25 protein-coding genes are annotated in these 23,366 nt (G+C 71.3%); 15 read left to right on the forward strand and 10 right to left on the reverse strand.

Features of this window, described 5'->3' with window-relative positions:
* Window positions 1–33: 33 nt before the first annotated feature.
* Window positions 34–564 carry a tRNA adenosine deaminase-associated protein gene (locus ACZ7NC_RS16740; protein ID WP_471489073.1) on the reverse strand — a complete coding sequence of 177 codons (531 nt, stop codon included), beginning with the start codon at window positions 562–564 and terminating at the stop codon, window positions 34–36.
* Window positions 565–878: 314 nt separating this feature from the next.
* A complete protein-coding gene (locus ACZ7NC_RS16745; protein ID WP_471488877.1) occupies window positions 879–1,082 on the reverse strand; it encodes a hypothetical protein in 204 nt (67 codons plus the stop codon).
* 138 nt (window positions 1,083–1,220) lie between these two features.
* Here ACZ7NC_RS16745 and upp point away from each other — a divergent pair, with 138 nt between their 5' ends.
* Window positions 1,221–1,856, forward strand: a complete 636-nt coding sequence (gene upp / locus ACZ7NC_RS16750) for a uracil phosphoribosyltransferase (protein ID WP_471488879.1) — start codon at window positions 1,221–1,223, stop codon at window positions 1,854–1,856.
* A gap of 59 nt (window positions 1,857–1,915) precedes the next feature.
* Here the strand turns inward: upp and ACZ7NC_RS16755 are convergent, their stop codons facing one another.
* From ACZ7NC_RS16755 to ACZ7NC_RS16775, 5 genes are all read right to left on the reverse strand, one after another.
* Complete coding sequence (locus ACZ7NC_RS16755; RefSeq protein ID WP_471489075.1) at window positions 1,916–2,530, reverse strand: LytR C-terminal domain-containing protein; 615 nt, start codon at window positions 2,528–2,530, stop codon at window positions 1,916–1,918.
* Window positions 2,531–2,664: 134 nt separating this feature from the next.
* A complete protein-coding gene (locus ACZ7NC_RS16760; RefSeq protein ID WP_003999914.1) occupies window positions 2,665–2,961 on the reverse strand; it encodes a type II toxin-antitoxin system VapB family antitoxin in 297 nt (98 codons plus the stop codon).
* Between the two features lie 519 nt (window positions 2,962–3,480).
* Window positions 3,481–3,603 carry a hypothetical protein gene (locus ACZ7NC_RS16765; protein WP_471488881.1) on the reverse strand — a complete coding sequence of 41 codons (123 nt, stop codon included), beginning with the start codon at window positions 3,601–3,603 and terminating at the stop codon, window positions 3,481–3,483.
* Between the two features lie 47 nt (window positions 3,604–3,650).
* Entirely contained in the window at window positions 3,651–3,974 is a 324-nt protein-coding gene (locus ACZ7NC_RS16770; RefSeq protein ID WP_471488883.1) for a hypothetical protein, read from the reverse strand.
* A 121-nt stretch (window positions 3,975–4,095) separates the two neighbouring features.
* On the reverse strand, window positions 4,096–4,776 hold the full coding sequence (locus ACZ7NC_RS16775; RefSeq protein WP_471488885.1) for an HdeD family acid-resistance protein: 681 nt from the start codon (window positions 4,774–4,776) through the stop codon (window positions 4,096–4,098).
* Window positions 4,777–4,986: 210 nt separating this feature from the next.
* On the opposite strand from ACZ7NC_RS16775, the gene ACZ7NC_RS16780 reads away from it, so the two are divergent.
* Window positions 4,987–5,472 carry a hypothetical protein gene (locus ACZ7NC_RS16780; RefSeq protein ID WP_471488887.1) on the forward strand — a complete coding sequence of 162 codons (486 nt, stop codon included), beginning with the start codon at window positions 4,987–4,989 and terminating at the stop codon, window positions 5,470–5,472.
* Window positions 5,473–5,586: 114 nt separating this feature from the next.
* On the opposite strand, the gene ACZ7NC_RS16785 is transcribed toward ACZ7NC_RS16780, so the two are convergent.
* Window positions 5,587–6,180 carry an HhH-GPD-type base excision DNA repair protein gene (locus tag ACZ7NC_RS16785; protein ID WP_471488889.1) on the reverse strand — a complete coding sequence of 198 codons (594 nt, stop codon included), beginning with the start codon at window positions 6,178–6,180 and terminating at the stop codon, window positions 5,587–5,589.
* Window positions 6,181–6,258: 78 nt separating this feature from the next.
* Window positions 6,259–6,978, reverse strand: a complete 720-nt coding sequence (locus ACZ7NC_RS16790; protein WP_471488891.1) for a siderophore-interacting protein — start codon at window positions 6,976–6,978, stop codon at window positions 6,259–6,261.
* Window positions 6,979–7,055: 77 nt separating this feature from the next.
* Here ACZ7NC_RS16790 and ACZ7NC_RS16795 point away from each other — a divergent pair, with 77 nt between their 5' ends.
* The 5 genes from ACZ7NC_RS16795 to ACZ7NC_RS16815 all read left to right on the forward strand — a co-directional run bounded on the left by ACZ7NC_RS16795 (window position 7,056) and on the right by ACZ7NC_RS16815 (window position 12,967).
* The gene (locus tag ACZ7NC_RS16795; RefSeq protein ID WP_471488893.1) at window positions 7,056–9,173 is read left to right on the forward strand and encodes a penicillin acylase family protein; all 2,118 of its coding nucleotides are present in this window, start codon (window positions 7,056–7,058) and stop codon (window positions 9,171–9,173) included.
* Window positions 9,166–9,786 (forward strand): GNAT family N-acetyltransferase, encoded by a 621-nt coding sequence (locus ACZ7NC_RS16800; RefSeq protein WP_471488895.1) that lies wholly within the window; start codon window positions 9,166–9,168, stop codon window positions 9,784–9,786. The genes ACZ7NC_RS16795 and ACZ7NC_RS16800 overlap by 8 nt, the downstream gene beginning before the upstream one ends.
* Window positions 9,783–10,256: a cupin domain-containing protein gene (locus ACZ7NC_RS16805; RefSeq protein ID WP_471488897.1), complete on the forward strand. Its 474-nt coding sequence runs from the start codon at window positions 9,783–9,785 to the stop codon at window positions 10,254–10,256. The genes ACZ7NC_RS16800 and ACZ7NC_RS16805 overlap by 4 nt, the downstream gene beginning before the upstream one ends.
* Window positions 10,253–11,023, forward strand: coding sequence for an SDR family NAD(P)-dependent oxidoreductase (locus ACZ7NC_RS16810; protein ID WP_471488899.1), 771 nt, complete (start codon window positions 10,253–10,255; stop codon window positions 11,021–11,023). The genes ACZ7NC_RS16805 and ACZ7NC_RS16810 overlap by 4 nt, the downstream gene beginning before the upstream one ends.
* A 216-nt stretch (window positions 11,024–11,239) precedes the next feature.
* On the forward strand, window positions 11,240–12,967 hold the full coding sequence (locus ACZ7NC_RS16815) for a copper resistance CopC/CopD family protein (RefSeq protein ID WP_471488901.1): 1,728 nt from the start codon (window positions 11,240–11,242) through the stop codon (window positions 12,965–12,967).
* A 19-nt stretch (window positions 12,968–12,986) separates the two neighbouring features.
* On the opposite strand, the gene ACZ7NC_RS16820 is transcribed toward ACZ7NC_RS16815, so the two are convergent.
* Window positions 12,987–13,856 carry a hypothetical protein gene (locus ACZ7NC_RS16820; RefSeq protein ID WP_471488903.1) on the reverse strand — a complete coding sequence of 290 codons (870 nt, stop codon included), beginning with the start codon at window positions 13,854–13,856 and terminating at the stop codon, window positions 12,987–12,989.
* Between the two features lie 237 nt (window positions 13,857–14,093).
* On the opposite strand from ACZ7NC_RS16820, the gene ACZ7NC_RS16825 reads away from it, so the two are divergent.
* From ACZ7NC_RS16825 to ACZ7NC_RS16860, 8 genes are all read left to right on the forward strand, one after another.
* Window positions 14,094–15,407: an ABC transporter substrate-binding protein gene (locus ACZ7NC_RS16825; protein WP_471488905.1), complete on the forward strand. Its 1,314-nt coding sequence runs from the start codon at window positions 14,094–14,096 to the stop codon at window positions 15,405–15,407.
* A 5-nt stretch (window positions 15,408–15,412) separates the two neighbouring features.
* Window positions 15,413–16,390, forward strand: a complete 978-nt coding sequence (locus ACZ7NC_RS16830; RefSeq protein WP_471488907.1) for a carbohydrate ABC transporter permease — start codon at window positions 15,413–15,415, stop codon at window positions 16,388–16,390.
* A complete protein-coding gene (locus ACZ7NC_RS16835; RefSeq protein ID WP_471488909.1) occupies window positions 16,387–17,271 on the forward strand; it encodes a carbohydrate ABC transporter permease in 885 nt (294 codons plus the stop codon). Before ACZ7NC_RS16830 ends, ACZ7NC_RS16835 begins: the two co-directional genes overlap by 4 nt.
* 26 nt (window positions 17,272–17,297) lie before the next feature.
* On the forward strand, window positions 17,298–18,614 hold the full coding sequence (locus ACZ7NC_RS16840; RefSeq protein ID WP_471489077.1) for a glycoside hydrolase family 36 protein: 1,317 nt from the start codon (window positions 17,298–17,300) through the stop codon (window positions 18,612–18,614).
* Window positions 18,611–20,611 carry a beta-galactosidase gene (locus tag ACZ7NC_RS16845; RefSeq protein ID WP_471488911.1) on the forward strand — a complete coding sequence of 667 codons (2,001 nt, stop codon included), beginning with the start codon at window positions 18,611–18,613 and terminating at the stop codon, window positions 20,609–20,611. Before ACZ7NC_RS16840 ends, ACZ7NC_RS16845 begins: the two co-directional genes overlap by 4 nt.
* A gap of 82 nt (window positions 20,612–20,693) precedes the next feature.
* Window positions 20,694–22,025, forward strand: coding sequence for a TerD family protein (locus tag ACZ7NC_RS16850; RefSeq protein ID WP_471488913.1), 1,332 nt, complete (start codon window positions 20,694–20,696; stop codon window positions 22,023–22,025).
* 81 nt (window positions 22,026–22,106) lie between these two features.
* Window positions 22,107–22,901: an Fpg/Nei family DNA glycosylase gene (locus ACZ7NC_RS16855; protein ID WP_471488915.1), complete on the forward strand. Its 795-nt coding sequence runs from the start codon at window positions 22,107–22,109 to the stop codon at window positions 22,899–22,901.
* A gap of 200 nt (window positions 22,902–23,101) precedes the next feature.
* The gene (locus ACZ7NC_RS16860; RefSeq protein ID WP_471488917.1) at window positions 23,102–23,302 is read left to right on the forward strand and encodes a hypothetical protein; all 201 of its coding nucleotides are present in this window, start codon (window positions 23,102–23,104) and stop codon (window positions 23,300–23,302) included.
* Window positions 23,303–23,366 lie beyond the last annotated feature (64 nt).

Below are 23,366 nucleotides of genomic sequence, written 5' to 3' on the forward strand. Positions count from 1 at the left end.
GCAGCTCGGGCGCCGGCCCCTGGTCGAACGAGGTCAGCGGACGGTCTCCAGCACCTCCGAGGCACCCAGCGCCTCGGCGATCGCGCTGAGCGCGTCCTCGGCGTCCAGGGCCTTCAGCTCCTTCTCGCTGACGCCGAGGTCGTCGAGGATCTCGCTGTCGCCGACGGGGCTGTGCGGGACCGCCTCGGCGGAGCCGCCGTCCTCGTCGTCGTCGGAGTCGCCGTCCGGCTCCTCCGTGCCGTCGAGGTCCAGGGCGTCCAGATCGGCGCTGTCGTCGTCGGGATCCCTGCCGAGCAGTTCGTCGGTGAGGAGGATCTCGCCGTAGCTGCTGCGGGCAGCTGCGGCGGCGTCCGAGACGTAGATACGAGGGTCGTCCTCGCCGTCGATCCGGACGACTCCGAACCAGGCGTCCTCCTGCTCGAGGAGCACGAGCACCGTGTCGTCCTCGGGCGAGGCTTCACGGGCCAGGTCGGCCAGATCCGACAGGGTCTCCACATCGTCGAGCTCTGTGTCGCTCGCTTCCCACCCGTCTTCGGTGCGCGCGAGCAGTGCGGCGAAGTACACCGTGACTCTCCCACTGGTCATAGGCGTGCCGGTTGGGGGTCCCCCCGGCGGAGGTTGGGGGCGGGGAGAGCTGTGCTCCGAGCCCACCCACTCGGAATCGTGGCAGAAACTAGGCGTTCAGGGGACGTCTTCGGCTCCCTGTGTCCGGCAGTTTTGACCGCATTGGCCCGAGGGGTTCCGCGAGCACGTCCGCGAAGGACTCACCAGCACACTCGTTGCCGCCACGTGCGGATCGTACGCGGCTTTACAGGTGCCCACGCACGCCCACCGCTCCAACGTCCCCGATGGACGCGGATCTTCCCCGCCGGCTCGCTCTACCAGCGGAACGTTCGCATACGCATGGCGTGGCGAAGGCGGGCCGCCTTGGCGCGGCGCGGCTGGACGCGGTCCCGCAGTTCGCGCGCCTCGGTGAGTTCCCGCAGGAACTGGGCCCGGCGCCGCCGGCGCGCGGCGTCGGTCTCCTCCTGCGAGTCCTGCGAGTCCTGCGCGGGATCCGCCGGCGACTCAGGATTCGGCATAGGTTCACCACCCCCGGTACGTCCCTCCCACATTCCCTCCGATGGGCGGTTTGATGCCAGCACACGGGTGAACGCGAGGCCCTGGGCTTGCTGCGCGTGGGGACGCCGGGCATACCCGGCCCGGTTAATGTTGTGGACATGCGCCTCCACGTCGTCGACCACCCTCTGGTCGCCCACAAGCTCACCACGCTGCGCGACCAGCGCACCGACTCCGCGACCTTCCGCCGGCTCGCCGACGAACTGGTCACCCTGCTCGCCTACGAGGCCACGCGGGACGTGCGCACCGAGGCGGTCGACATCCGGACCCCGGTCGCCGCCACCACCGGCGTCAAGCTCTCCCACCCGCGCCCCCTGGTCGTGCCGATCCTGCGCGCCGGGCTCGGCATGCTGGACGGCATGGTCCGGCTGCTGCCGACCGCCGAGGTGGGCTTCCTGGGCATGGTCCGCAACGAGGAGACGCTGCAGGCGTCCACGTACGCGTCACGCATGCCCGAGGACCTCTCCGGGCGTCAGGTGTACGTCCTGGACCCGATGCTGGCCACGGGCGGCACGCTGGTCGCGGCGATTCAGGAGCTCATCAAGCGCGGCGCCGACGATGTGACCGCCGTGGTGCTTCTGGCCGCGCCCGAGGGCGTCGAGCTGATGGAGCGGGAGCTGGCGGGGACGCCGGTGACGGTGGTCACGGCTGCGGTGGACGATCACCTGAATGAGCTCGGGTACATCGTGCCGGGGCTGGGCGACGCGGGAGACCGCCTGTACGGCGCGGCCGAGTAGCCCCCACACCACCGTGCCGCTACGGCGCCCACCGTGCCGCTGGGGCGCTGGGGCGTTTCTCAGCAGCCCTTCTTCGAGGTGGGCGTCGGCTTCGGTGCGGCCAGCGCGGCCAGCGCCTTGTCGGCGTCCGGCTTCTTGGCGAGGTCCTTGAAGGCGTTGCCGAGGATCAGGTCCACCGTCGTGTCCTTGCGGGCGGCGTCGGTGCGGCGTTCGGCCGTCGTGAGCTGGGTGGCCAGGACCGGCAGCGAGGTGTTCAGGGACGCGGCGGGGCCGAGCAGTATCCCGGTGCCCTTGACCTTCTTGTCGTAGGTCTTGGTCGCGTTGCCCACGTCGCCGATCTTGAAGCCGCGCTTCTTGAGTTCGTCCGCGGTCTTCTTGGCGAGCCCGCTGCGGGTCGTGGCGTTGAAGACGTTGACGGTGATGCGGCCCGGCTCGGGCGGCGGCGCGGTCGCGGTGGGCGAGGGGGGCGGCCCGGTCCCGCAGCCGGACTTGGGGCCGGCCGCCGAAGCCTTATCGCCGCCGCCCGTGAAGACGTCGATGAGCTGCAGCGTGCCCCAGCCGATCATGCCGAGCGCGGCTACGGAGGCGACGCCGATGGCGGCGAGCCTGCCGCGCCGCCGACGGGGCCGCATCCGTGGGTACTTGTCCCCCCGGATCCGGTACTGGCCGCCCATGCCGGAGGGAGTCAGCATGCTCATGGGCGCAGCGTAGTCCGCCCGAGCGGCAATGCCTACTAGATGATCATTCGAGGCCGCCCGGACCAACCCGAAAGGGGCAACAGGGGACGCCCGGCCGCGTCAGCCCGCGGTCAGTCCAGTTCCAGGACCCTCGCGTGCAGCACCTGGCGCTGCTGCAGCGCCGCGCGCACCGCGCGGTGGAGGCCGTCCTCCAGGTACAGGTCGCCCTGCCACTTCACGACGTGCGCGAAGAGGTCGCCGTAGAACGTCGAGTCCTCGGCGAGCAGGGTTTCCAGATCGAGCTGGCCCTTGGTCGTCACGAGCTGATCGAGGCGGACCGGGCGCGGCGCGACGTCCGCCCACTGCCGGGTGCTTTCCCGGCCGTGGTCGGGGTACGGCCGGCCGTTTCCGATGCGCTTGAAGATCACACGGAAAGCCTACCGGTCAAGACGTTCCGGGCGCAGCCATGGCGACGGAGTGCGACGGTGGAAAAGATGTGTCAAACCGGGATGAAACGGCAATCATCGCGGGAATGACGGCCGCTCCGAAGCCGGAACGGACCCGACCGGAAGCCGAGCTGGTGGCCGGGGGCGAGTCGAACAGGGTGCCGGATCGGAAAACGGTTCGGGTCCATGGGCCGGCCGGGTGAGTCGCCCCGGAGCGCGAACGCCGGAGCACGAGTGTGCGGAGGCCTGGCCGGAGCGACCGCCGCTCTGAGGTCGACGACGCGTCCAAGGCGTTCCTGGGCTCGATCACGCGGATCGTGCGGCTGATTCGCTCGAAAGGGGGCGGTGACGTCGTCCGCGCTGCACGGGCGATATGCACAGGCTGTGGACAAGGAGTCGGCGTGCGAGCGGCTCCACGGGGGCGGGGGCTCACCCGGTCGCTCTTCGGTACGGCGCGGCGGAGGCGATGACCCGGAGAAGCCCGCCTCCGCCGCGGCCGCGTCAGCCGCGCTCCCGGTCCTTCGGAGGCTGCGGCTTGTCCTTCTTCGCGTGCGGTTTCGGCGTGTTGCGTGCGGCCTCCGCGCGCAGCAGGGCGCGCAGGACCGCGTAGTGGTCGGTGGGCATGACTGTGCTCCTTGTGTCGTACTGACTGACCTCGTTGAGGGGGTCTGTCAGCAGCGCAGGACCACGGTGCGCAGGAGGTGCGGGACGTACGGCGGCCGGGGCGGCGCGGTGAGCCGCGGGACCGGTGAGGCGCAGGGCGCCGGCTTCGACGGCGGGGCCGGACGGGTGCGTACGGCTGTGCGCCGGTCGGTACGGGCCGTTGGCCGCAGGGCCGTGTCGAGGACGTCGTGCTCGGCGATCTCGGCGAAGGCGCCGGCGACTGTGGGCAGGGCGTGCGCCTGGGCGTGCGCGCCGGGCACGAGCAGAGCGAGGAGCAGCACGAGGGCCCGCAGCCAGGCGCGGCTGCGCGAGCGGCATCGTGCGGTACTCACGGAAGGTCATCTCCCCGGGGGCCGTACGGCGTTCATCCCGTTCGGCGGGAATCCGCCCGCTCGGCGTAGGGGCAGGGGGTGCGTATCACTGTGCGTGTCACCGTTCCCGTCACAGTCCTTGTCACAGTTCTTGCGGGACCTGACGGGCCATCCCCCGCAGCCGCAGAGCGGTGACGATCTCGACGAGGCCGACCGCCACCAGCCAGCACCCGCCGAGCACCATGAGCACGGTGACCGACTCGACCGGCGAGACGATCAGCACGATCCCGGCGAGGAAGGTGACGACGCCGAGGAGGATCTGCCAGCCACGGGCCGGCACGGACTGGTCGGAGGCGGCGGCCAGACTCTGGGTGATGCCGCGGATGAGCCAGCCGATCCCGATCCACAGGGCGAGCAGCAGGGTCGACTGCATCGCGCCGCGGAAGCAGAACAGGCCGAGCAGGATCGACAGGGCGCCGCTGACGAAGGCCAGCACCCGCAGCGAGGTCGTGCGATGCGTGCCGAAGGCGGCGACCAGCTGGAACACGCCGCTGGTCAGGAGGTAGAGGCCGAAGAGGATCCCGGCGACCCGGAGCGAGGCGTCCGGCCAGACGAGGATCAGCACGCCGAGGACCAGGGAGGCGACCCCGGTGACGAGCACGACCTGCCAGGCGGCACGGGAGAGGGCGTGCAGGGGGCCCTCGAAGGGCGGCTCGGGCTCATGCGACGCCGACGACCCCGGCGGCCCGGGTGAATGGCCGGAGTGAATCCGCCGGTCGTCATAGTCCCGGCCCCAGGGGGAGCCGCTCGGCGCCTCGTTCATGCTCCATGCTGAGAACGAGGCGGCGGGACGCGCCATTCGGGACGGGCCAGTCGGCTGACGACTGCTGCCGGCCGACCTCCGCGTCGTACTTCCACCGACGCCGAACGGCTGCGCCGGCATCGAGGGCCTCGCGGACATCGACGGCCGTGCCCGGCTCGACCGCCGGCTTGCCGAGTGACGGTCGGCATGCTCCGACTGCGCGCTTGCCGCGTGTCGGCCCCCGAACCCGACCCCGACGGCTGGCTTGCCGAGTGCCGGCCGCGCTCCCCTCGCGGGTACACCGGATCGGGAAACGCTCCGCGCGGCACAGCGACCCAGGCCAGCGCCTCGGCCCGCGCCTGGTGGTCGGCGGTCCGTGGCCCGCGCTCGGTGGTCGGCGGTCTGTGGTTCGTGCCCGGCGGCCTGGGCCTGCGCCCGAGCCTCGACGGCCTGCGTCCGTGGCCCGGTGGTCTGTGGTCCGCGCCCGCCGCTCGACGGCCTGTGGTCCGCGCCCGCCGCTCGGCGACCTGTGGCCCGCCCCTCGGCGGCCTGTGGTCCGCCCCTCGGCGGCCTGTGGTCCGCGCCCGCCGCTCGGCGACCTGTGGCCCGCGCCCCCCCGCTCAGCGGTCTGTGGTCCGCGCCCGCCCCTCGGCGGCCTGTGGCCTGCGCCGGATGGTCGGCGGTCTGTGCCCCCGCCCGTCCCTCGACGACCGGTGACCCCCGCCTGCCCCTCGACGACCTGCGACCCCCGCCCCCGCCCACCCCTCCACGCCCGCGACCCGGGCCCCACGCATCCGCGCAGGCGCCGTGGCACCCCCCGCAAGCCCCCGCCTACCTCCCCGCGCCCTTCGCCGCCTTCGCTGCCGCCTTCATTTCCTGTTTGTGGGCGCGCACCTTGGCCAGTGAGTCGGGGCCCGTGATGTCGGCGACGGAGCGGAAGGACTTGGTCTCGCCGTAGGCGCCCGCGGCCTCCTGCCAGCCGTTCGGGCGTACGCCCAGTTGCTTGCCCAGCAGGGCGAGGAAGATCTGGGCCTTCTGCTTGCCGAAGCCGGGCAAGTCCTCCAGGCGGCGCAGCAGTTCGCGGCCGTCGTCGACGCCCTTCCAGACGAGCTCGGCGTCACCGTCGTAGTGCTCGACGAGGTACTGGCACAGCTGCTGGATCCGCTTGGCCATGGACCCCGGGTAGCGGTGCACGGCCGGCTTCTCCGACAGCAGGGCCACGAACGCGTCCGGGTCCTGGGCGGCGATGTCGTGCGCGTCCAGGTCGTCCGCGCCGAGCCGGTCCGCGATCGTACGGGGCCCCTTGAACGCCCACTCCATCGGTACCTGCTGGTCCAGCAGCATGCCGACCAGCGCGGCGAGCGGGCTGCGGCCGAGGAGTTCGTCGGCCTCGGGATCCTGGGCGAGATGCAGGGTGACGTCCATGACCCGATCATGCCGCGCGCGCCACCCGGACGCGCGCGGGGGCAGGGGCGCGTCAAGGGGGGCGCGCCCCTGCCCGGTTCAGGCGCGCCAGTACCCCAGCGCGTTCACCCGCTGCTTCGGCAGACCCAGTTCCTTGCGGACGTACGAGGTGAGGGCCCGGGTCGTCGCCGTGTCGCAGGCGATCCAGACGTACGGGTCCGGCGTGCCCTTGAGGAGCTCGGGCAGGGTGTCCTTCACTCGGGCGACGAGGTGGGCCCCGGCGTCCCGCCTCGGCAGCGTCCGTACGTCGTGGCGGGACGCGGCGGTACGGAACGGCAGGCCGTCCTGCTCGCCCTCGAACCACACCGTCGCCGGGGTCGCGTCCAGGGTGCCGAGCAGCGAGTTGAGGGCGGGGAGTGAGGCCGGGTCGGCTATCGCGAAGACATGGGAGGGGGCGGGGTCGGGGTGCTCGAAGCCCGTGCCGTGGATGGTCGCCTCGATGGTGTCGCCGGGCTCGGCCGCCCGCGCCCAGTCGCTGGCGCACCCCTCGTGCAGTGCGAACTCCAGGCTGAAGGTGCCGGCCGCCGGGTCCGGGTCGACCAGGGTGTACGCGCGCTGATGGGGCTTGCCCGCGTTGTCGAACCACAGCCGGACCCACATGGTGGGGTGGACGCCGGTCGCCGCCAGCATGCCGCCGTCCGTGAGGTGGACCCGGCGGTAGTTCTCGGTGACGTCCTCGGCCCCCGTCACCGTGAACACGAAGTCCTTCGCGCGCAGCAGCTTCAGGACCGCGCCCTCCCAACCGTGCCCCTGCCCCATGGCTTCTTCACCCTTCAAGTACCATTCCCGCACCAATAACTTAGGGAAGCCTAACCTAAAGCAAAGGAGGGGCACAGGTGACCGGCGAGATCTTCCGCGATGCCTGGGGCATACCGCATCTCCGCGCCGACGGGGCGAGAGAACTCGCCCGGGTCCAGGGCCGCGTCACCGCCCTCGACCGCGCCTGGCAACTGGAGGTCGAACGGCACCGGGCGCAGGGCACCTCCGCGTCCTTCCTCGGCGCCGAGGCCCTGCCCTGGGACCGGTTCGTCAGACGGGCCCGCCTCGACGACACGGCGAGACGCTGCTTCGCCGAGCTGGAGGCGCGGGACGCGGAGACGGCGGGGTGGGTGCGGGCGTACGTCGACGGTGTCAACGAGGGACTCGCCGAAGGCGCCCGCCGCACCCCCGAGTTCGCGAAGGCCGGTCTGACGCCGGGCCGTTGGGAGCCATGGAGCCCGCTGGGCGTCTGGCTCGCCATCCACATCCTGTTCGCGGGCTTCCCGGCCAAGCTCTGGCGCGAGCAGGTCGTACGGCATCTCGGTGCCGACGCGGTGGGGCTGTTCGCCGCCGACGGGCCCGGCACCTCCGGCAGCAACGGCTGGCTGGTGAGCGGGGAGCGGACCGTCACCGGGCAGGCCGTCATCGCCGGCGACCCGCATCGCTTCATCGAGGAACCCGGCGTCTACCAGCAGATCCACCTCTCCTGCCCGGAGTTCGACGTCGTCGGCCTCGCCGTCCCGGGCGTCCCCGGCATCGCCCACTTCGGCCACACCGGCACGGTCGCCTGGGCCATCACCAACGCCATGGCCGACTATCAGGACCTGTACCGGGAGCGGCTGCGGCGCACCGGGGCGGGTGTGGAGGCCCTGGACCCGGACGGCGTGTGGCGCCGGGCCGTCCGGCACACGGAGGTCGTGGAGGTCGCGGGGGAGGGGCCGGTCGAGGTCGAGGTGATCGAGACCGAGCGCGGGCCGGTGGTGATCGGGGGGCCCGAGGGGCTGTCGGATGGTCTGCAGGAAGGTTCCTCCAGTGAGTTCCCCGAGGCCCCACCCCTCGCCGTATCCCTCCGCTACCCGCCCCGCGTCACCGCCGACCTCGGCTTCAGCGCCCTCCTCCCCCTCCTGCGTGCCCGCCGCGTCGCCGACGTCGACCGTGCCGTCGACCTGTGGGCCGAGCCGGTCAACGTCGTCCAGGCCGCCGACACCGAGGGCGGTCTGCTGCACCGCGTCGCCGGGAAGGTGCCGGTGCGGTCCGAGGTCAACGGCGTCCGGCTGGTGCCCGCCTGGGAGCCCGGCCACGAGTGGCGCGGCTGGCACGAGACGCCGCGCGGCGGGCTCACCGACGGCGTCGCCGCCATGGCCAACCAGCGCGGTGTCGCCGCCCCGCTCGGCGTCGAGTTCGCCCCGCCCCATCGCGCCGACCGCATCACCGCGCTGCTGGCGGAGAAGGCGCGCTGGTCGGCCGCCGACATGCCGGCGATCCACATGGACACCCGACTGGCCTCCGCAGAGCCGCTCCTGGACCTACTGCGCCCCCTCGACGCCCTCACCCCCGAGGCCGCCCGCATCCGGCAGACCCTCCTGAACTGGGACCGTCGCATGGACGCGGACAGCGCCGCGGCGGCCGTGTACGCGCGGGTGCGCGGTGCCGTCGTACGGCGACTCGCCGCGCACCCGGCCTTCGCCGCGCTGGCCACTCCGCCCGCCTACCCGGAGGTCCTCCTCCCCTGGCTGGCCCTGCTCCCGCGGGTCGGGTTCGCCCTCGAACACCTGCTGCGCGCCGAGGAGTTGTACGGCATCGACCGCGCCGAGACGGTTCGCGCGGCGGTCGAGGAGGTGGCCGCACAGCTGCCCACCGCGTCCCGGGAAACCTGGGGCGACACCCACCGCCTGGCGCCCTGGCGGGCCCTCCCCGACCCGTCGTTCGCGGAACCCGGCCTCTCCGGCGACCACGACTGCGTCCTGTGCACGTCGTCCGTCCCCGGCCTGACCGACCTGAGCGCGCGCGGTCCCGCCGCCCGCTACATCTGGGACCTGGCCGACCGCGAGGCCAGCCGCTGGGTGGTCCCGCTCGGTGCCTGGGGTGCCCCCGGCTCGCCCCATCACCGTGACCAACTCCCCTTGTGGCTCAAGGGAGATCTGGTCCCGGTCGTCACCGATTTCACCGAGTTCGAGAAGGAAACCGATGTCTGAGCTGCCCACGGGCGCCCGCGAAATCGCGCATCCCGTTCATCAACAGGCTGTGGACGGCTTCGGCACCGTCCGCATCCGCCCCCTGGACCCGCACGCCGACGCCGAGGCCGTCCACGGCTGGGTCAGCCAGGAACGGGCCTCCTTCTGGGGCATGAACGGCCTGACCAAGGACCAGGTGACCGAGATCTACGCCCACATGGCGACCCTGCACACCCACCACGCCTTTCTGGTCGTACGGGAGGACGTCCCCGTCGCGGTGCTCCAGACGTACGAGCCGGAGGCCGACCGCGTCAGTGAGTGCTACGACGTCCTTCCCGGTGACCTCGGCGTCCATCTGCTGCTCGCGCCCGCCGGTCCGCAGGGGGCGCGGCCCGGCTGGACGTCGGCGCTGCTGACCGTCGTCGCGTCGTACGTCTTCCGGACCCTGGACCGCACGCGGGTCGTGGTCGATCCGGACGTACGGAACGAGAAGGCCATCGCCCGTTTCCTCCGTCAGGGCTTCACGGCCGGCCCGGTGGTGGTGCTGCCGGAGGTCGACCTCCCCGACGTGTACATCCCGGAGAAGAAAGCTCAACTCGCCTTCCTGGACCGCGAGGTAGCGTTCGGGGTGTGACCCCGGAAGAACTCGTCGCGCACTACTCCCTCGAGCCGATCCCGCGCGAGGGAGGGCTGTTCCGGCAGACCTGGGCGGGGCCCGAGCTGTCCGACGGGCGGCCGCAGGGCACCGCGATCGTCGTCCTGCTCACCGCGGACGACTACTCGGCCCTGCACCGCCTGCCGTCGGACGAGGTCTGGCACTTCTACCTGGGCGACCCCCTGGAGATGCTGCTGCTCGCCCCCGACGGCACGTCCCGCACCGCCGTGCTCGGCCCCGACATAGCGCGCGGCCAGCACATCCAGCTCACCGTCCCGGCCGGGACCTGGATGGGCGCGCGGGTGGCGGCGGGCGGGTCCTGGACCTTCTTCGGCTGCACGATGGCACCCGGTTTCACCTACGAGGGCTATGAGCACGGCGACCTGGCGGAACTGACGGCGCGCTATCCCGCCGAGGCCACCCGGATCGCGGCACTGTGCCGCCCATGAGCGGACTCCTCGAAGGACAGGTCGCCCTGGTCACGGGCGCGGGCGGCGGCATCGGACGCGGGATCGCGACACGGTTCGCGCAGGAGGGGGCATCGGTCGCCCTGCACTGCCGTACGGCGGTGGAGACGGCGGACGAAGTGGCGTCCCGGATCCGGGAGTCGGGCGGACGGGCCGTCGTCCTGCGGGCGGACCTGACGGACGAGGACGCGTGCCGGCGCGTGGTGGCCGAGGCGGCCGAGTGGGGTGGCGGCCGCCTGACGGCGCTGGTCAACAACGCGGGTGTGCAACCCACGTGTGCGCTGCCGGGCATGTCGCTGGCACAGTGGCGGGCGGTCGTGGACACCAACCTGTCGAGCGTCTTCGCGTGCACGCAGGCGGCGGTGGAGGTCATGCGGGAGCGGGGTGAGGGCGGCGGTTCGATCACCCACATCGCGTCCATCGAGGCGAGCCGCCCGGCACCGCTGCACGCGCACTACTCCGCGGCGAAGGCGGCGGTACGGATGCACGCCCGGTCGGCGGCGCTGGAGTACGGCCGCTTCGGCATCCGCGTCAACTCCGTCTCACCGGGGCTGATCCACCGGGAAGGGCTGGAGGAGGCGTGGCCCGAGGGCGTACGGCGCTGGGTGGGGGCGGCGCCGGCCGGGCGGCTGGGGCGGCCGGAGGAGGTGGGGGACGCGTGCGTGTTCCTGGCGTCCGGGCTCGCGTCCTGGATCACGGGGCACGATCTGGTGGTGGACGGCGGAGTGTCGGCGCGGCCGACCTGGTGAGGGATTCCGTGACCCGACCGGAAAGCGCCCATGCCGGGGGTCGAAGCGGCAGCGCCCCTGCGCAACCCCGCATCCGAACGCGCTGAGTCCGCAGGGCTCCGCGTCCGTACATACCCCCGAGGCCTCAAGTCCGAAGACGGAGATGTGACCCACGTGGGGTGCGATGACCGACAACCGCTCCGCCGGCTCAAAGACCGGCGACGGCTTCAACGGCTGGTGCTGCTGGGCCCCCTGCTGGTCCTGTTCCTCCTCGGCGGCACGGGACCGGCATCCGCTCACGCCGCCCTCCGTGCCGCCGACCCCGAAGAGGGAACCGTCCTCAAGTCGGCCCCCCGTGACATCACCCTGACCTTCACGGAGTCCGTCGGCCTGCTGGAGGACTCCTTCCGCGTCCTGGGCCCCGACGGCCGACGTCTGCGCACGGGGGAGCCGCAGCACGGCTCGGACGGCGCCGAGACCGCCGGTGTCACGCTGCCGGCGAAGCTGGCGCAGGGGACGTACACCGTCGCCTGGCGGGTGGTGTCGGCAGACAGCCACCCGGTGTCCGGGGCGTTCACCTTCTCCGTCGGCAAACCCTCCCTCACCACGGCCACCGTGGACGCCGGCCCCACCGAGGACCCGGCGACCAGGGCCCTCTACAACATCGCCCGCTATCTGGCCTACCTCGCCGGCGCCCTGCTCATCGGCACCGCGACGTTCACGGCGGTCTGCCGTCCACCGGACGCCCCCGTTCTCCACCAACTGCTCAGGACGAGTTGGTGGGCCCTCCTCGTCGCGACCCTCGCCCTGCTGGTGCTGCGGGCCCCGTACGAGACGGGCGAGGGACCTCTCGGGTCCCTGAGCGTCGACTCCCTCACCCGCACGCTGACCGGCCGCCCGGGCGAGGTCCTGCTGGCCCGCCTGGCCCTCCTGCCGGCGGCCGCCCTCTACCTCGTACGACTGTCCAAGCGCCGTAGGCCCTTCGGCTGGACAGGCGCCGCCCTCGCCGTAGGACTCGCCGCGACCTGGGCCGCAGGCGAGCACGCCTCCGCGGGCATCCAGGTGCCGGTGGCGATGACGTCCTCGGTCCTGCATCTGCTCGCCACGGCGGTCTGGCTGGGCGGCCTCACGGCCCTGCTCGGCACGCTGTACCGCGCCCGGCTGACCCCGGCGGTGGTCACCCGCTTCTCGCGCCTCGCCTTCGCATCCGTGACGGTTCTCGTCGTCACCGGCGTCTACCAGTCCTGGCGCGGCCTCGGCTCCTGGGACGCGCTCACCGGCACGACGTACGGCAGGCTTCTGACGCTCAAGCTGGCCGGCGTGGTGCTGCTGCTCGCGGCGGCGGCCGTCTCCCGCGGCTGGACGGCCCGGCTGGCCACGGTCGACACAGCCGCGGAGACGGTCGTACGGGAGAAGGTGCCCGAGCCGTCCGGCGGCCCGCCGCTGCCCGAGCCGCCGCGGACCGACGTAGCGCCGTCCACGGACCCGCACCGCCGGGCGCTGCGCCGCTCCGTCCTCGCCGAAGTCGCCGTCGGCGCGGCGGTGCTGGCGCTCACCACGCTGCTCACCAGTACCCTGCCCGGCCGTGCGGAGGCCGAGGCGGCGGCCGGGGCGCCCGCGGTCGTCGGCGCCTCCGTGACCAACGTGCCCTTCGACGTCGGCACCCCCGGCGGCCACGGCAAGGTGCAGATCACCCTCGACCCGGGCCGGGTCGGCGACAACTCCATCGAGGCCCTCGTCTACGGCCCCGACGGCGGCGTGTCCATCGTCCCCGAACTGCGCGTCTCCTTCACGCTCCCGGCCAAGGACATCGGCCCCCTCGACGCCGAACTCACCGACAAGGGCGGCTACTGGGGCAACAGCTTTCTCAATCTGCCGATCGCCGGGAAGTGGGAGATGAAGGTGACCGTGCGGACGTCGGACGTCGACCAGGTGACCGAGACCGGCACCGTGGTCGTGCGCTAGTTCCGGGGGCGGCTCCGAACTACTGGGACAGGACCTGGATCAGCTGGTACGGGACCATGTACAGCCCGGCGTAGAGGAACAGCGTGCCGAAGACGCCGACGCCCAGGGAGCGCAGCACCCAGGTGCGCACGGGGAGCCTGGCCGCCATCCGCCCCGGGTCGCGCGGGTCGTAGCTGACCTGGAAGCGCTCCGGCGAGGTGCTGACGGGTTCGGCGGCGTTGTCGATCTCGCAGTCGTGCGGGACGCCGTCCAGGTCGGTGAACCGGAACATCCGCTTCTTGCCGTCATGGCGGTGGAAGGCCGCGAGGACGGAGATCCCGCGGCGGCGCAGGATCGCGCGGTCGTACAGCGTCTTCGCGGACACGCCGTACAGGTAGAGGCCGATGATCAAGGGCTTGGTACCGAAGAACCACAGGATCGCGCCGAGGAGGTCGGCGTGCGTGATCAGCGTGACCAGACCGGCGATCCAGCCCACGATCGGCAGGCCGATGGCGAGCACCGGCCCGGCATCCGCGAACGCCCTCCTGTGCCAGGCGGGTCGGACCGGTCCAGGCCGGACCTCGACCAGTTCGGCCCCGTCCCGGCGCTCCTCCTGAGCGTCCCGCGCGGGCAGTGCGGCGTTCACGGTCGCGACGAACACGTCCCGCGCCGACGCGGCGCGATGCGCGACCCGGTAGACGGCCGCGCTCGTCCCTTCCGGCGCGGTCAGCACCACCTCCACCCCCCGCGGGCGCTCGGTGGATCGGACCTCCTCGACGGCCGTCAGCGGTATGCGTCTTCGCACGCCGTCCTGTTCCAGCTGCAGTGACCCGTCCTCCAGCCACAGCGCGCCGCTCCGACCGCGCAGGGTCACGGAGGGGAGGTGTGAGGGCGTACTCGATGTCGTCATGGCCGAAAGGTAGCGGCGTGATCTTCATGAGGTACGCGGGTTCGATCATCTCGAAGGTGAACGAGGGTTCGAGATATCGGTCACGTTTCCGAAACGGCGATCGACATCTCTTGACGCATGACCTGACATACGGCTGTTATTGCGCCATCGTGTTCGGTCAAGTTGATTTCTGATCGGTTACGACGGACTTCGACACCCTCGACCCTCATGATCGAACCCTGCCACCAGGAGCCGTAGATGCAGCACTTCTCCCCCTCCGGTCTCTCACTGCCCTCGCCCGGTCGTCGCACCCTGCTGCGCGGCATAGGCGGCGCCGCCGTACTCGGCGCGGGCATTCCGCTGCTCAGCGCCTGCGGCGGCAGCGGCACGGCGAGCGACCCCAAGACCGTCACCCTCGGCTCCAAGGCGTCGGACGCCGTGCCGAAGAAGGCGTTCGCGGACATCTACGCGGCCTACAAGAAGAAGTCCGGCATCACGGTCGACGTGAACACCAAGGACTCCAACACCTTCCAGGAGCAGATCAACTCCTACCTCCAGGGCACACCGGACGACGTGTTCACCTGGTTCGCCGGCTACCGGATGCAGTTCTTCGCGGCCAAGGGCCTGGCCACCCCGATCGACGACGTGTGGAAGACCATCGGGGACAACTTCCCCGAGGCGATGCACAAGCTCAGCAAGGGCGAGGACGGCAAGTACTACTTCGTGCCGCTGTACACGTACCCGTGGGCGATCTTCTACCGGAAGAGCGTGTTCCAGGCGAACGGCTACGAAGTCCCCACCACCTGGGACGACTTCGTCGCCCTGTGCAAGCAGATGCAGAAGGACAAGCTGGTCCCGATCGCCTTCGGCGACAAGGACGCCTGGCCCGCGCTCGGCACCTTCGACCAGATCAACTTCCGCCAGAACGGCTACGACTTCCACGTCGACCTGATGGCCGGCAAGGCCTCCTGGACCGACGCCAAGGTGCGCAAGGTCTTCGACCTGTGGACCGAGATCCTCCCGTACCACCAGGAGGGCGCCGTCGGCCGCACCTGGCAGGACGCGGCCCAGACGCTCGCCTCGAAGAAGGCCGGCATGTATCTGCTCGGCACCTTCGTGGCCCAGCAGTTCACGGACAAGGCCGCCCTGGACGACCTCGACTTCTTCGCCTTCCCGGAGATCGACCCGCAGTTCGGGCAGGACACCGTCGAGGCGCCGACCGACGGCTTCATGATGAGCAAGAGCCCGAAGAACAAGGCCGAGGCCGTCAAGCTCCTGGAGTACCTGGGCACTCCGGAGGCCGAGACCGTCTACCTCAAGTCCGACCCGAGCTCGGTCCACGCCTCCACCAAGGCCGACACCTCGTCGTACACCGCGCTGCAGAAGAAGGCGTACGACATGATCGCCGGCGCCAAGTCCCTGACCCAGTTCATGGACCGGGACTCCCGCCCCGACTTCACCTCCACGGTGATGCAGCCCGCGCTGCAGAAGTTCATCCGCGACCCCAAGGGCGTGGACAGCCTGCTGTCCTCGATCGAGCGCCAGAAGAAGACGATCTTCGCGTCGGGCTGATCGACATGACCACAGAAACCACCAAGGAGATCCCGGAGGCGGCCGCCGTGCCGCCTCCCGGCGCTGCCCGCGCGAAGAAGGTGCCCGACGGGCACCGCCGCCTGCTGACCCGCCGCGACCGGATGACCCTCGGTCTGATGGCCGGCCTGCCCACGATCCTGCACATCGCCCTCGTCTGGGTGACGGCCCTCGCCTCCGTCGCGCTGGCCTTCACCACCTGGGACGGCATCGGCTTCGACTCGATCAAGTGGGTCGGCCTGGAGAACTTCAGGGAACTGTTCTCCAACAACCCGCAGTTCTGGCCCGCCGTCCAGCACAACGTCATCTGGTTCGTCGTCCTGATCGTGATCCCGACCCCGCTCGGCCTGTTCCTGGCCGTGCAGCTGGACAAGCGGATCCGGTTCAGCAGGGTGTACCAGACCGCGTTCTTCCTGCCCGTCGTGATGTCGATGGCCGTCATCGGCTTCGTCTGGCAGCTGATCTACAACCCCGACACCGGCCTGATCAACAGCATCATCGGGGCCAACGAGCCGGGCAAGTACATCGACTGGATCGGCGACCCGGACCTCAACCTCTGGGCGATCCTCGTCGCCGCGTCCTGGCGCCACGCCGGCTACATGATGATCCTCTACCTGGCCGGTCTGAAGGGCGTCGACCCCTCGCTGCGGGAGGCGTCCGCGCTCGACGGTGCGAGCGAGTGGCAGACGTTCAAGAACGTCATCTTCCCGACCCTGCGCCCCACCAACACCGTCGTCCTGGTCGTCACCATCATCGAGGCTTTGCGCGCCTTCGACCTGGTCTTCGTCTTCAACAAGGGCGCCGAGGGCACCGAGCTGCTCTCGATCCTGGTCACCAACAACATCATCGGCGAGTCCAGCCGCATCGGTTACGGCTCCGCGATCGCGGTCGTCCTGCTGCTGATCTCGCTCGTCGTGATCATTCCCTATCTGGTGGCCACCTTCCGGAAGGAGCGGCGCGCATGAGCACCACCGTCGTGACCAAGGTCCGCACGCCCCTCCGCCCGGCCCGGATCCTGCTGCACGTCTTCCTCGCGGGCGCGGCGCTGGCCTGGCTCGCGCCGCTGCTCTGGGCGCTCTACTCGGCGCTGCGGCCGTACGCGGAGACGAGCGAGAAGGGATACGTGTCCTGGCCGGACACGCTGAACTTCGACAACTTCACGAACGCGTTCACCCAGTCGGACATGAGCCACTACTTCGTCAACACGATGATCATCGCCGTCCCGGCGGTGCTGTTGACGCTGTTCCTGTCCTCGATGGTCGCGTTCTACGTCAGCCGCTTCGACTTCCGCCTCAACCTGGCGCTGCTGCTGGTCTTCACGGCCGGCAACCTGCTGCCGCAGCAGGTCATCATCACCCCGCTGTACCGGATGTTCCTGCTGATCGACCTTCCCGGCATCACCATGAGCGGCAAGCTCTACGACTCCGCGCTCGGCCTGGTCCTGATCCACGTCGCGTTCCAGTCGGGCTTCTGCGCCTTCGTGCTCAGCAACTACATGCGCACGCTGCCGCACGAGCTGACCGAGGCCGCGCTGGTGGACGGCGCCTCGGTGTGGCGGCAGTACTGGCAGATCGTGCTGCCGCTGTGCCGCCCGGCGATGGCGGCCCTGGCGACACTGCTGTCCATCTGGATCTACAACGACTTCTTCTGGGCCCTGGTCCTGATCTCGACCGGCGAGAACATGCCGATCACCTCGGCGCTGAACAACCTCTCCGGCGCGTACTTCACCGACCCCAACCTGGTCGCCGCCGGTGCCCTGATGACAGCCATCCCGACGCTGATCGTCTACTTCGTGCTGCAGCGGCAGTTCGTCAGCGGTCTAACGCTGGGCGCCAACAAGGGCTGACGGCCCCTTTCGTGAAAGAGACACCCGTGCACCACCCGTTCACCCCCGTCGCCTCCGTGCCCGTGGACCCGGCCCACGCCCGGGTCCACGAGGAGGGCTGGCAGTCCTGGAGCCCGAGTGGCGCCTACGCCCTCGGCGACAGCCCGTACCGGCCGACCAACGACAACTGGGCGACGGCCTGTTACCGCCCCGGCGTCACCGTCCCCGAGGGCACCTTCCAGGGCGAGGGCCTGCTCGCGCTCGACCCCGGCGACGGCTCACCGGTCCGCCTGTGGGCGGCGACGGATCCGTTCAGCGAGGTCCCGTCCATCCGGCTGGCCGTGACGGACGACGCCGTCGCGCAGGTCACCGCCGACGGCCCGGTGAAGGAATGGACGGGCGCCACCGTCCAGTCGGTGCTGGGCCACTGGGCCGACAGCCTCCAACTGCCCGCCCCGCGCCCGGCCCCGACGGTCTGGTGCTCCTGGTACGAGTACTTCACCGCCGTCACCGAGGACGACATCCACGAGAACCTCCGCGCGATGGACACCCTCGACCTGCCCGTCGACGTCGTCCAGATCGACGACGGCTACCAGAAGGCCCTCGGCGACTGGCTCACCCTCTCCGGCCGCTTCCGCTCCCGCGCGGGCATCGCCGACGCCATCCGCGCCCGCGGCCGCCGCGCCGGCATCTGGACGGCACCCTTCCTGGTCGACCCGGCGAGCGACCTGGCCGCCGAGCACCCCGAGTGGCTGGTCCGCGACACCGCGGGCGGCTTCACCCACGCCGGCCGCAACTGGGGCCACGACCTGCGCGTGTTGGACACCACCCACCCCGAGGCGGCGGCGTATCTCACCGAGGTCTTCCGGACGCTGCGCGCCGAGGGCTACGACTACTTCAAGGTCGACTTCCTCTACGCGGGCGCCCTGGACGGCGTACGGCACAAGCCGGTGGACGCGCTGACGGCGTACCGCTCCGGTGTGCGGCTGATCAGGGAGGCGATCGGCGAGGACGCCTACCTGCTGGGCTGCGGTGCGCCGATGCTGCCCTCCCTCGGTCTGTTCGACGCGATGCGGGTCAGCCCCGACACGGCCCCGCATCGCCGCCCCGAGGCCGACGACTACAGCCAACCAGGCCAGGACCCCGCCGAGTTCACCGGCGCCGGCCGCCAGTGGCAGCACGGCCGCCTCTGGATCAACGACCCCGACTGCCTGATGGCCCGCCCCGCGGTGGAGACCCGTGAGCAGTGGGCGGCGCACGTCGAGGCGACCGGCGGCCTGATGGCGTCCAGCGACCGCCTGCTGTCGCTCGACGAGTGGGGAGTGGCGACGACCCGCCGCCTCCTCGGAGGAGAGGCCCGATGAAGCGCGAACTGTCCGTCCCCGGCATCGCCTACGGCGGCGACTACAACCCCGAGCAGTGGCCCGAGGAGATCTGGGCCGAGGACATGCGCCTGATGCGCGAGGCCGGGGTGACCATGGTCAGTGTCGGCATCTTCTCCTGGGCGCTGCTGGAGCCGAAGGAGGGCGAGTACGACTTCTCCCTCCTGGACCGCGTCCTCGACCTGCTGCACGCCCACGGCATCGCGGCCGACCTCGCGACCCCGACCGCGGCGCCCCCGGCGTGGTTCTTCCGCGCCCACCCCGAGGCGCTGCCCGTCGACAAGGACGGCAGGGGACTGTCGTACGGCAGCCGTCAGACGTTCTGCCCTTCGAGTCCCGCCTACCGGGAGGCCGCCCTGCGCATCGCGCGTGCGCTGGCCGCCAGGTACGCCGACCACCCGGCGCTGGCGATGTGGCACGTCCACAACGAGTACGGCTGCCACAACGCCGAGTGCTACTGCGACGAGAGCGCGGCCGCCTTCCGGCGCTGGCTGCGGAGGCGGTACGCGAACGATCTGGCCGCCCTCAACGACGCCTGGGGCACCCGCTTCTGGAGCCAGTGGTACTACGACTGGGACGAGATCATCCCGCCCCGCCCCACCGGCGCCGTCCCGAACCCCACCCACCAGCTGGACTGGCGCCGCTTCTGCAGCGACGAGCTGCTCTCGCTGTACGAGGCGGAGCGCCAGGTGCTGCTGGAGGCGGCTCCGGAGATTCCCGCCACCACCAACTTCATGGTGATGTACAACTTCGACGCGCTGGACTACTGGCGCTGGGCCCCGAAGCTGGACATCGTCTCCAACGACCACTACCTGCGGTCCACCGACCCCGAGTCCGAGATCGACATCGCGCTCAGCGGCGACCTGGTCCGCTCCCTCGCGGGCGGCCCCTGGCTGCTGATGGAGCACTCGACGGGCGCGGTGAACTGGCAGCCGGTGAACAGGGCGAAGGGCCCCGGCGAGCTTCGGCGGAACGCGCTGGCCCATGTCGCCCGGGGCGCGGACGGCATCGCCTACTTCCAGTGGCGCGCGGCGAAGGCGGGCGCCGAGCAGTGGCACTCGGCGATGCTTCCGCACGCCGGCACCGACAGCCAGATCTGGCATGACGTCGTCCGGCTCGGCGCGGACCTGAAGGCGCTCGCGGAGGTGCGCGGCAGCGTCGGCACGGCCGAGGTGGCGATCGTCTGGGACTGGAACGCCCGCTGGGCGATGGAACTCCCTTCCCAGCCGAGCGCCGAACCGCGCTTCCTGGACCTGGTCCGCGCCTGGTACGAGCCGCTGTGGCGGTCGGGCGTGGCGGTGGACTTCGTACGGCCGGACGCCGACCTGTCGGCCTACCGGGTGGTGCTGGCGCCCTCGCTGTACCTGGTGGACGAGGAGGGCGCGGGGAATCTGACGGCCTTCGCGTCGAGCGGCGGCACGCTGGCGGTCGGCTTCCACAGCGGCGCGGTCGACGAGAACTGCCATGTCCGGCTGGGCGGTTACCCGGGCGCGTTCCGGGAGGCGCTCGGGGTACGGACCGACGAGCTGTTCCCGCTGCTGTCGGGGGAGTCGGTGGGGCTGAGCGGGGGCGGTACCGGCACCCTGTGGTCGGAGCGGTTGCGCCTGGCCGGCGCCGAGTCGGTCGAGTCGTACACGACGGGCCCGCTGAGTGGCGTACCGGCGGTGACCCGTCATACGCACGGCACGGGCGCGACGTGGTACCTGGCCACGCTGCCGGACCCCGAGACCCTGGCCGCGCTCCTGGACCGTATCCGCGAGGAGGCGGGAGTGGAGCCGGTACGCAGCACCCCGCAGGGCGTCGAGGCGGTCCTGCGGCGCGGTCCGGACGCCGACTACCTCTTCCTGATCAACCACACCGACCGGCCCGCCCATGTCGCGGTCGCGGCAGACGCCACGGAGCTGCTGACGGGCAAGTCGGTGCCGGGGGCGGTCAGCGTTCCGGCGGGGGAGACGGCGGTGGTGCGGGAGCCGCGCTGAGCGACGAACGCCCGTGCACATCGGGTCGGATGTGACAGGGTGGCGTGAAATCGCCAGGGGGAACGCGGAGGGGTGGGGCGCCATGCCGGAGCTGAGCAAGGGCGGGAACATCGCGGTGGGCTCCGGGCCCCTCGTCGCCGAACTGCACACCGTGGGCGGCACGGTCGACCTCAGCGCCCTGCTGGTGGCGGCGGACGGCAAGGTCAGGTCGGACGACGACCTGGTCTTCTACAACCAGCCGTCCGCCGAGTCCGGTGCGGTACGGCACATCGCCGCCGATGCCGAGGGCGCCGAGCGCGTCGAGATGAACCCGGCCGCGCTTCCGGCGGAGGTGGACCGGGTCGTCCTGGTGGGCAGTTGCGATCCCGACGACGCGAACCGCACCTTCCGCGAGGTCAAGGACGTATTGATCCGCGCCTCCCAGCAGGGTGCCGACCCGGTCCACTTCCGGCCGCCGGCCCTCACCGACGGCGAACGCGCCGTGCTGCTGATGGAGCTCTACCGCAGGGGCGAGGGCTGGAAGCTGCGCGCCATCGGCCAGGGGTACGCCAACGGGCTGGCCGGGCTCGCCACCGACTTCGGCATAGACGTGGCAGAGGCGGAGGAGCCCGAAGCGGCCGAGGAACCCGAGGAGCGGGTGGCGTCTCAGGAGCCGGTGCGGTCCGAGCCGTCCTCCGGCGGGGCGCAGCCGGCCCCCACCGCTCCCCCGATGAGCCTGCGCAAGCCCCCGCTCGGCACGATCAGCCTGGCCAAGGGCAGCCAGGTCTCGATGAGCCTGGACAAGGCCGACCGCGAGCTGGTGGTCACGGCGACCCTGGAGTGGGACGGCGGCAGCGAGCAGCGCCGCAGGAGGGGCGCCGACCTCGACCTCTACGCCCTGTTCGTGCCGGCCTCGAAGGCGGTGCACGGCGAGCGGCCGCCCGGCACCCTCATCACCGGGAAGAAGCGCTCGGCCCCCGCGCCCGACACGGATACGGCGAAGAAGGGCAAGGGCGCCGACGTCGTCTACTACAAGCGCCTCGGCTCCCGGAAGAACCACCCGTTCATCCGCCTCGACGGCGACTCCCGGATCCCCGGCCGCGAGACCCTCCGTATCGTCCGCCCCGACCAGCAGGGCTACGTCCTGCTGTGCGCCTACTCCGCGCTCAGCAACGGCTTCGGCTCCTTCCGCAGCTTCGGCGCGAAGGTCGTGGTCACCGACGGCCGCGGTTCGACGGTGACGGTCCCGCTCTTCGAGAACACCAAGACCCGCTACTGGGTGGCCATCGCCCTCGTCGACTTCACCGACTCCGACGGAGCGGCGATCCACCACATCGAGGCCTACAGCGCCCGTATGACCGAGCGCCGCCCGGTCCTGCACCCCGACGGGACGATCGAGATGAACGCGGGGCCGGTGGAGTTCAAGCGCCGCTGAGCCCGGCGATGGGCCGAGCGAATCGGGGTAGTCGGGAGAAGCGGGGAGATGTAGGGCATTCACCGCCGAAGGCCGTCCGCCATGCCTGAGCTGCCAGACGTCGAGGGTTTCCGGAAGGTGCTGCAGACCTGCGCGAAGGGAAGGGTCGTCCGCCGCGTCGAGGTGCGCGACACGGGTGTCCTGCACGGGGTGAGCGCACGGCGACTGCGGGACGCGCTGGAGGGCCGGCGGATCACCGCCGCGGAGCGGCACGGCAAATGGCTGTTGGCCCGCACCGGCGGCCCCACCCTCATGCTGCACTTCGGCATGACGGGCGAACTGCTCTGCGCCCACCCCGACGACGCCCCCGAACCCCACGACCGCGTCCTGTTCACGGTCGCCCGCGACCACCAGCTCCGCTACCGCGACCAGCGCAAACTCCAGGGCCTGTGGCTGGCGGACGACGAATCCGATGTCGTACGACAACTGGAACGCCAGGGCCCCGACGCCCTGACCATGAACCGCGAGGACTTCGAGACGGCACTGCGCACACACCGGGGCACTGTGAAGAGCGTGCTGATGAACCAGTCCGTCCTGGCGGGCCTCGGCAACCTGCTCGCCGACGAGATCCTCTGGCGCGCGAGGCTGCACCCTTCCCGCCAGGCCCGCGACCTGACCGACTCCGACCGCCACAACCTCCACACCCAAATGCGCCGCACCCTGCGCTCCGCGGTCACCGCGGGACGAGTCCCACCCCGCGACACCTGGCTGACCGGCCACCGCGACACCCCCGACCCCCACTGCCCGCGCTGCGGCACACCCCTACGCCGATCCCGGGTGGCGGGCCGGACGACGGTGTGGTGCCCGGGGTGCCAGGGAGGGGGAGGGGGAGGGTGAGGGGGGCCTGGGGCGCTCTACGGTGGCGCGATGGCGACCCGATGGGGTCGACTCGTTCGTGGAGGCGCTGCCCGCGAGGATCCGGGCGGCTGAACGATCCCCGCGCGGGTCGACTGACAGCGGATGGTCGAACCCAGCGGATCCAACGGATCTCAACGGATCCCAAAGGTTTGGATCCCCCGCCCGGAAGGAAACCGGCCATGAAGCCACTGCCCTCGACCCCCAGCACCGCCATGGACGACCTGCCCGAGACACCCCACGAGAGCGACCTCACCTCGCTCCTCACCGCCTGGGACCTGGCCCACCCGACGGCCGACCCGGACTGGCGCCACCTCCTGGACGAGATGGCGAACCCCCACACCACCCAGGCTTTCCACCGCCTGGCCCAGACAGCGGCCTGACCACCGCGAGGTCGGCCCGCGCAGACGAATGCGCTGCTGCACAGATCGGGTGCCCCAGCAACGA

It is taken from the genome of Streptomyces sp. NPDC111802 (genome assembly GCF_055634335.1).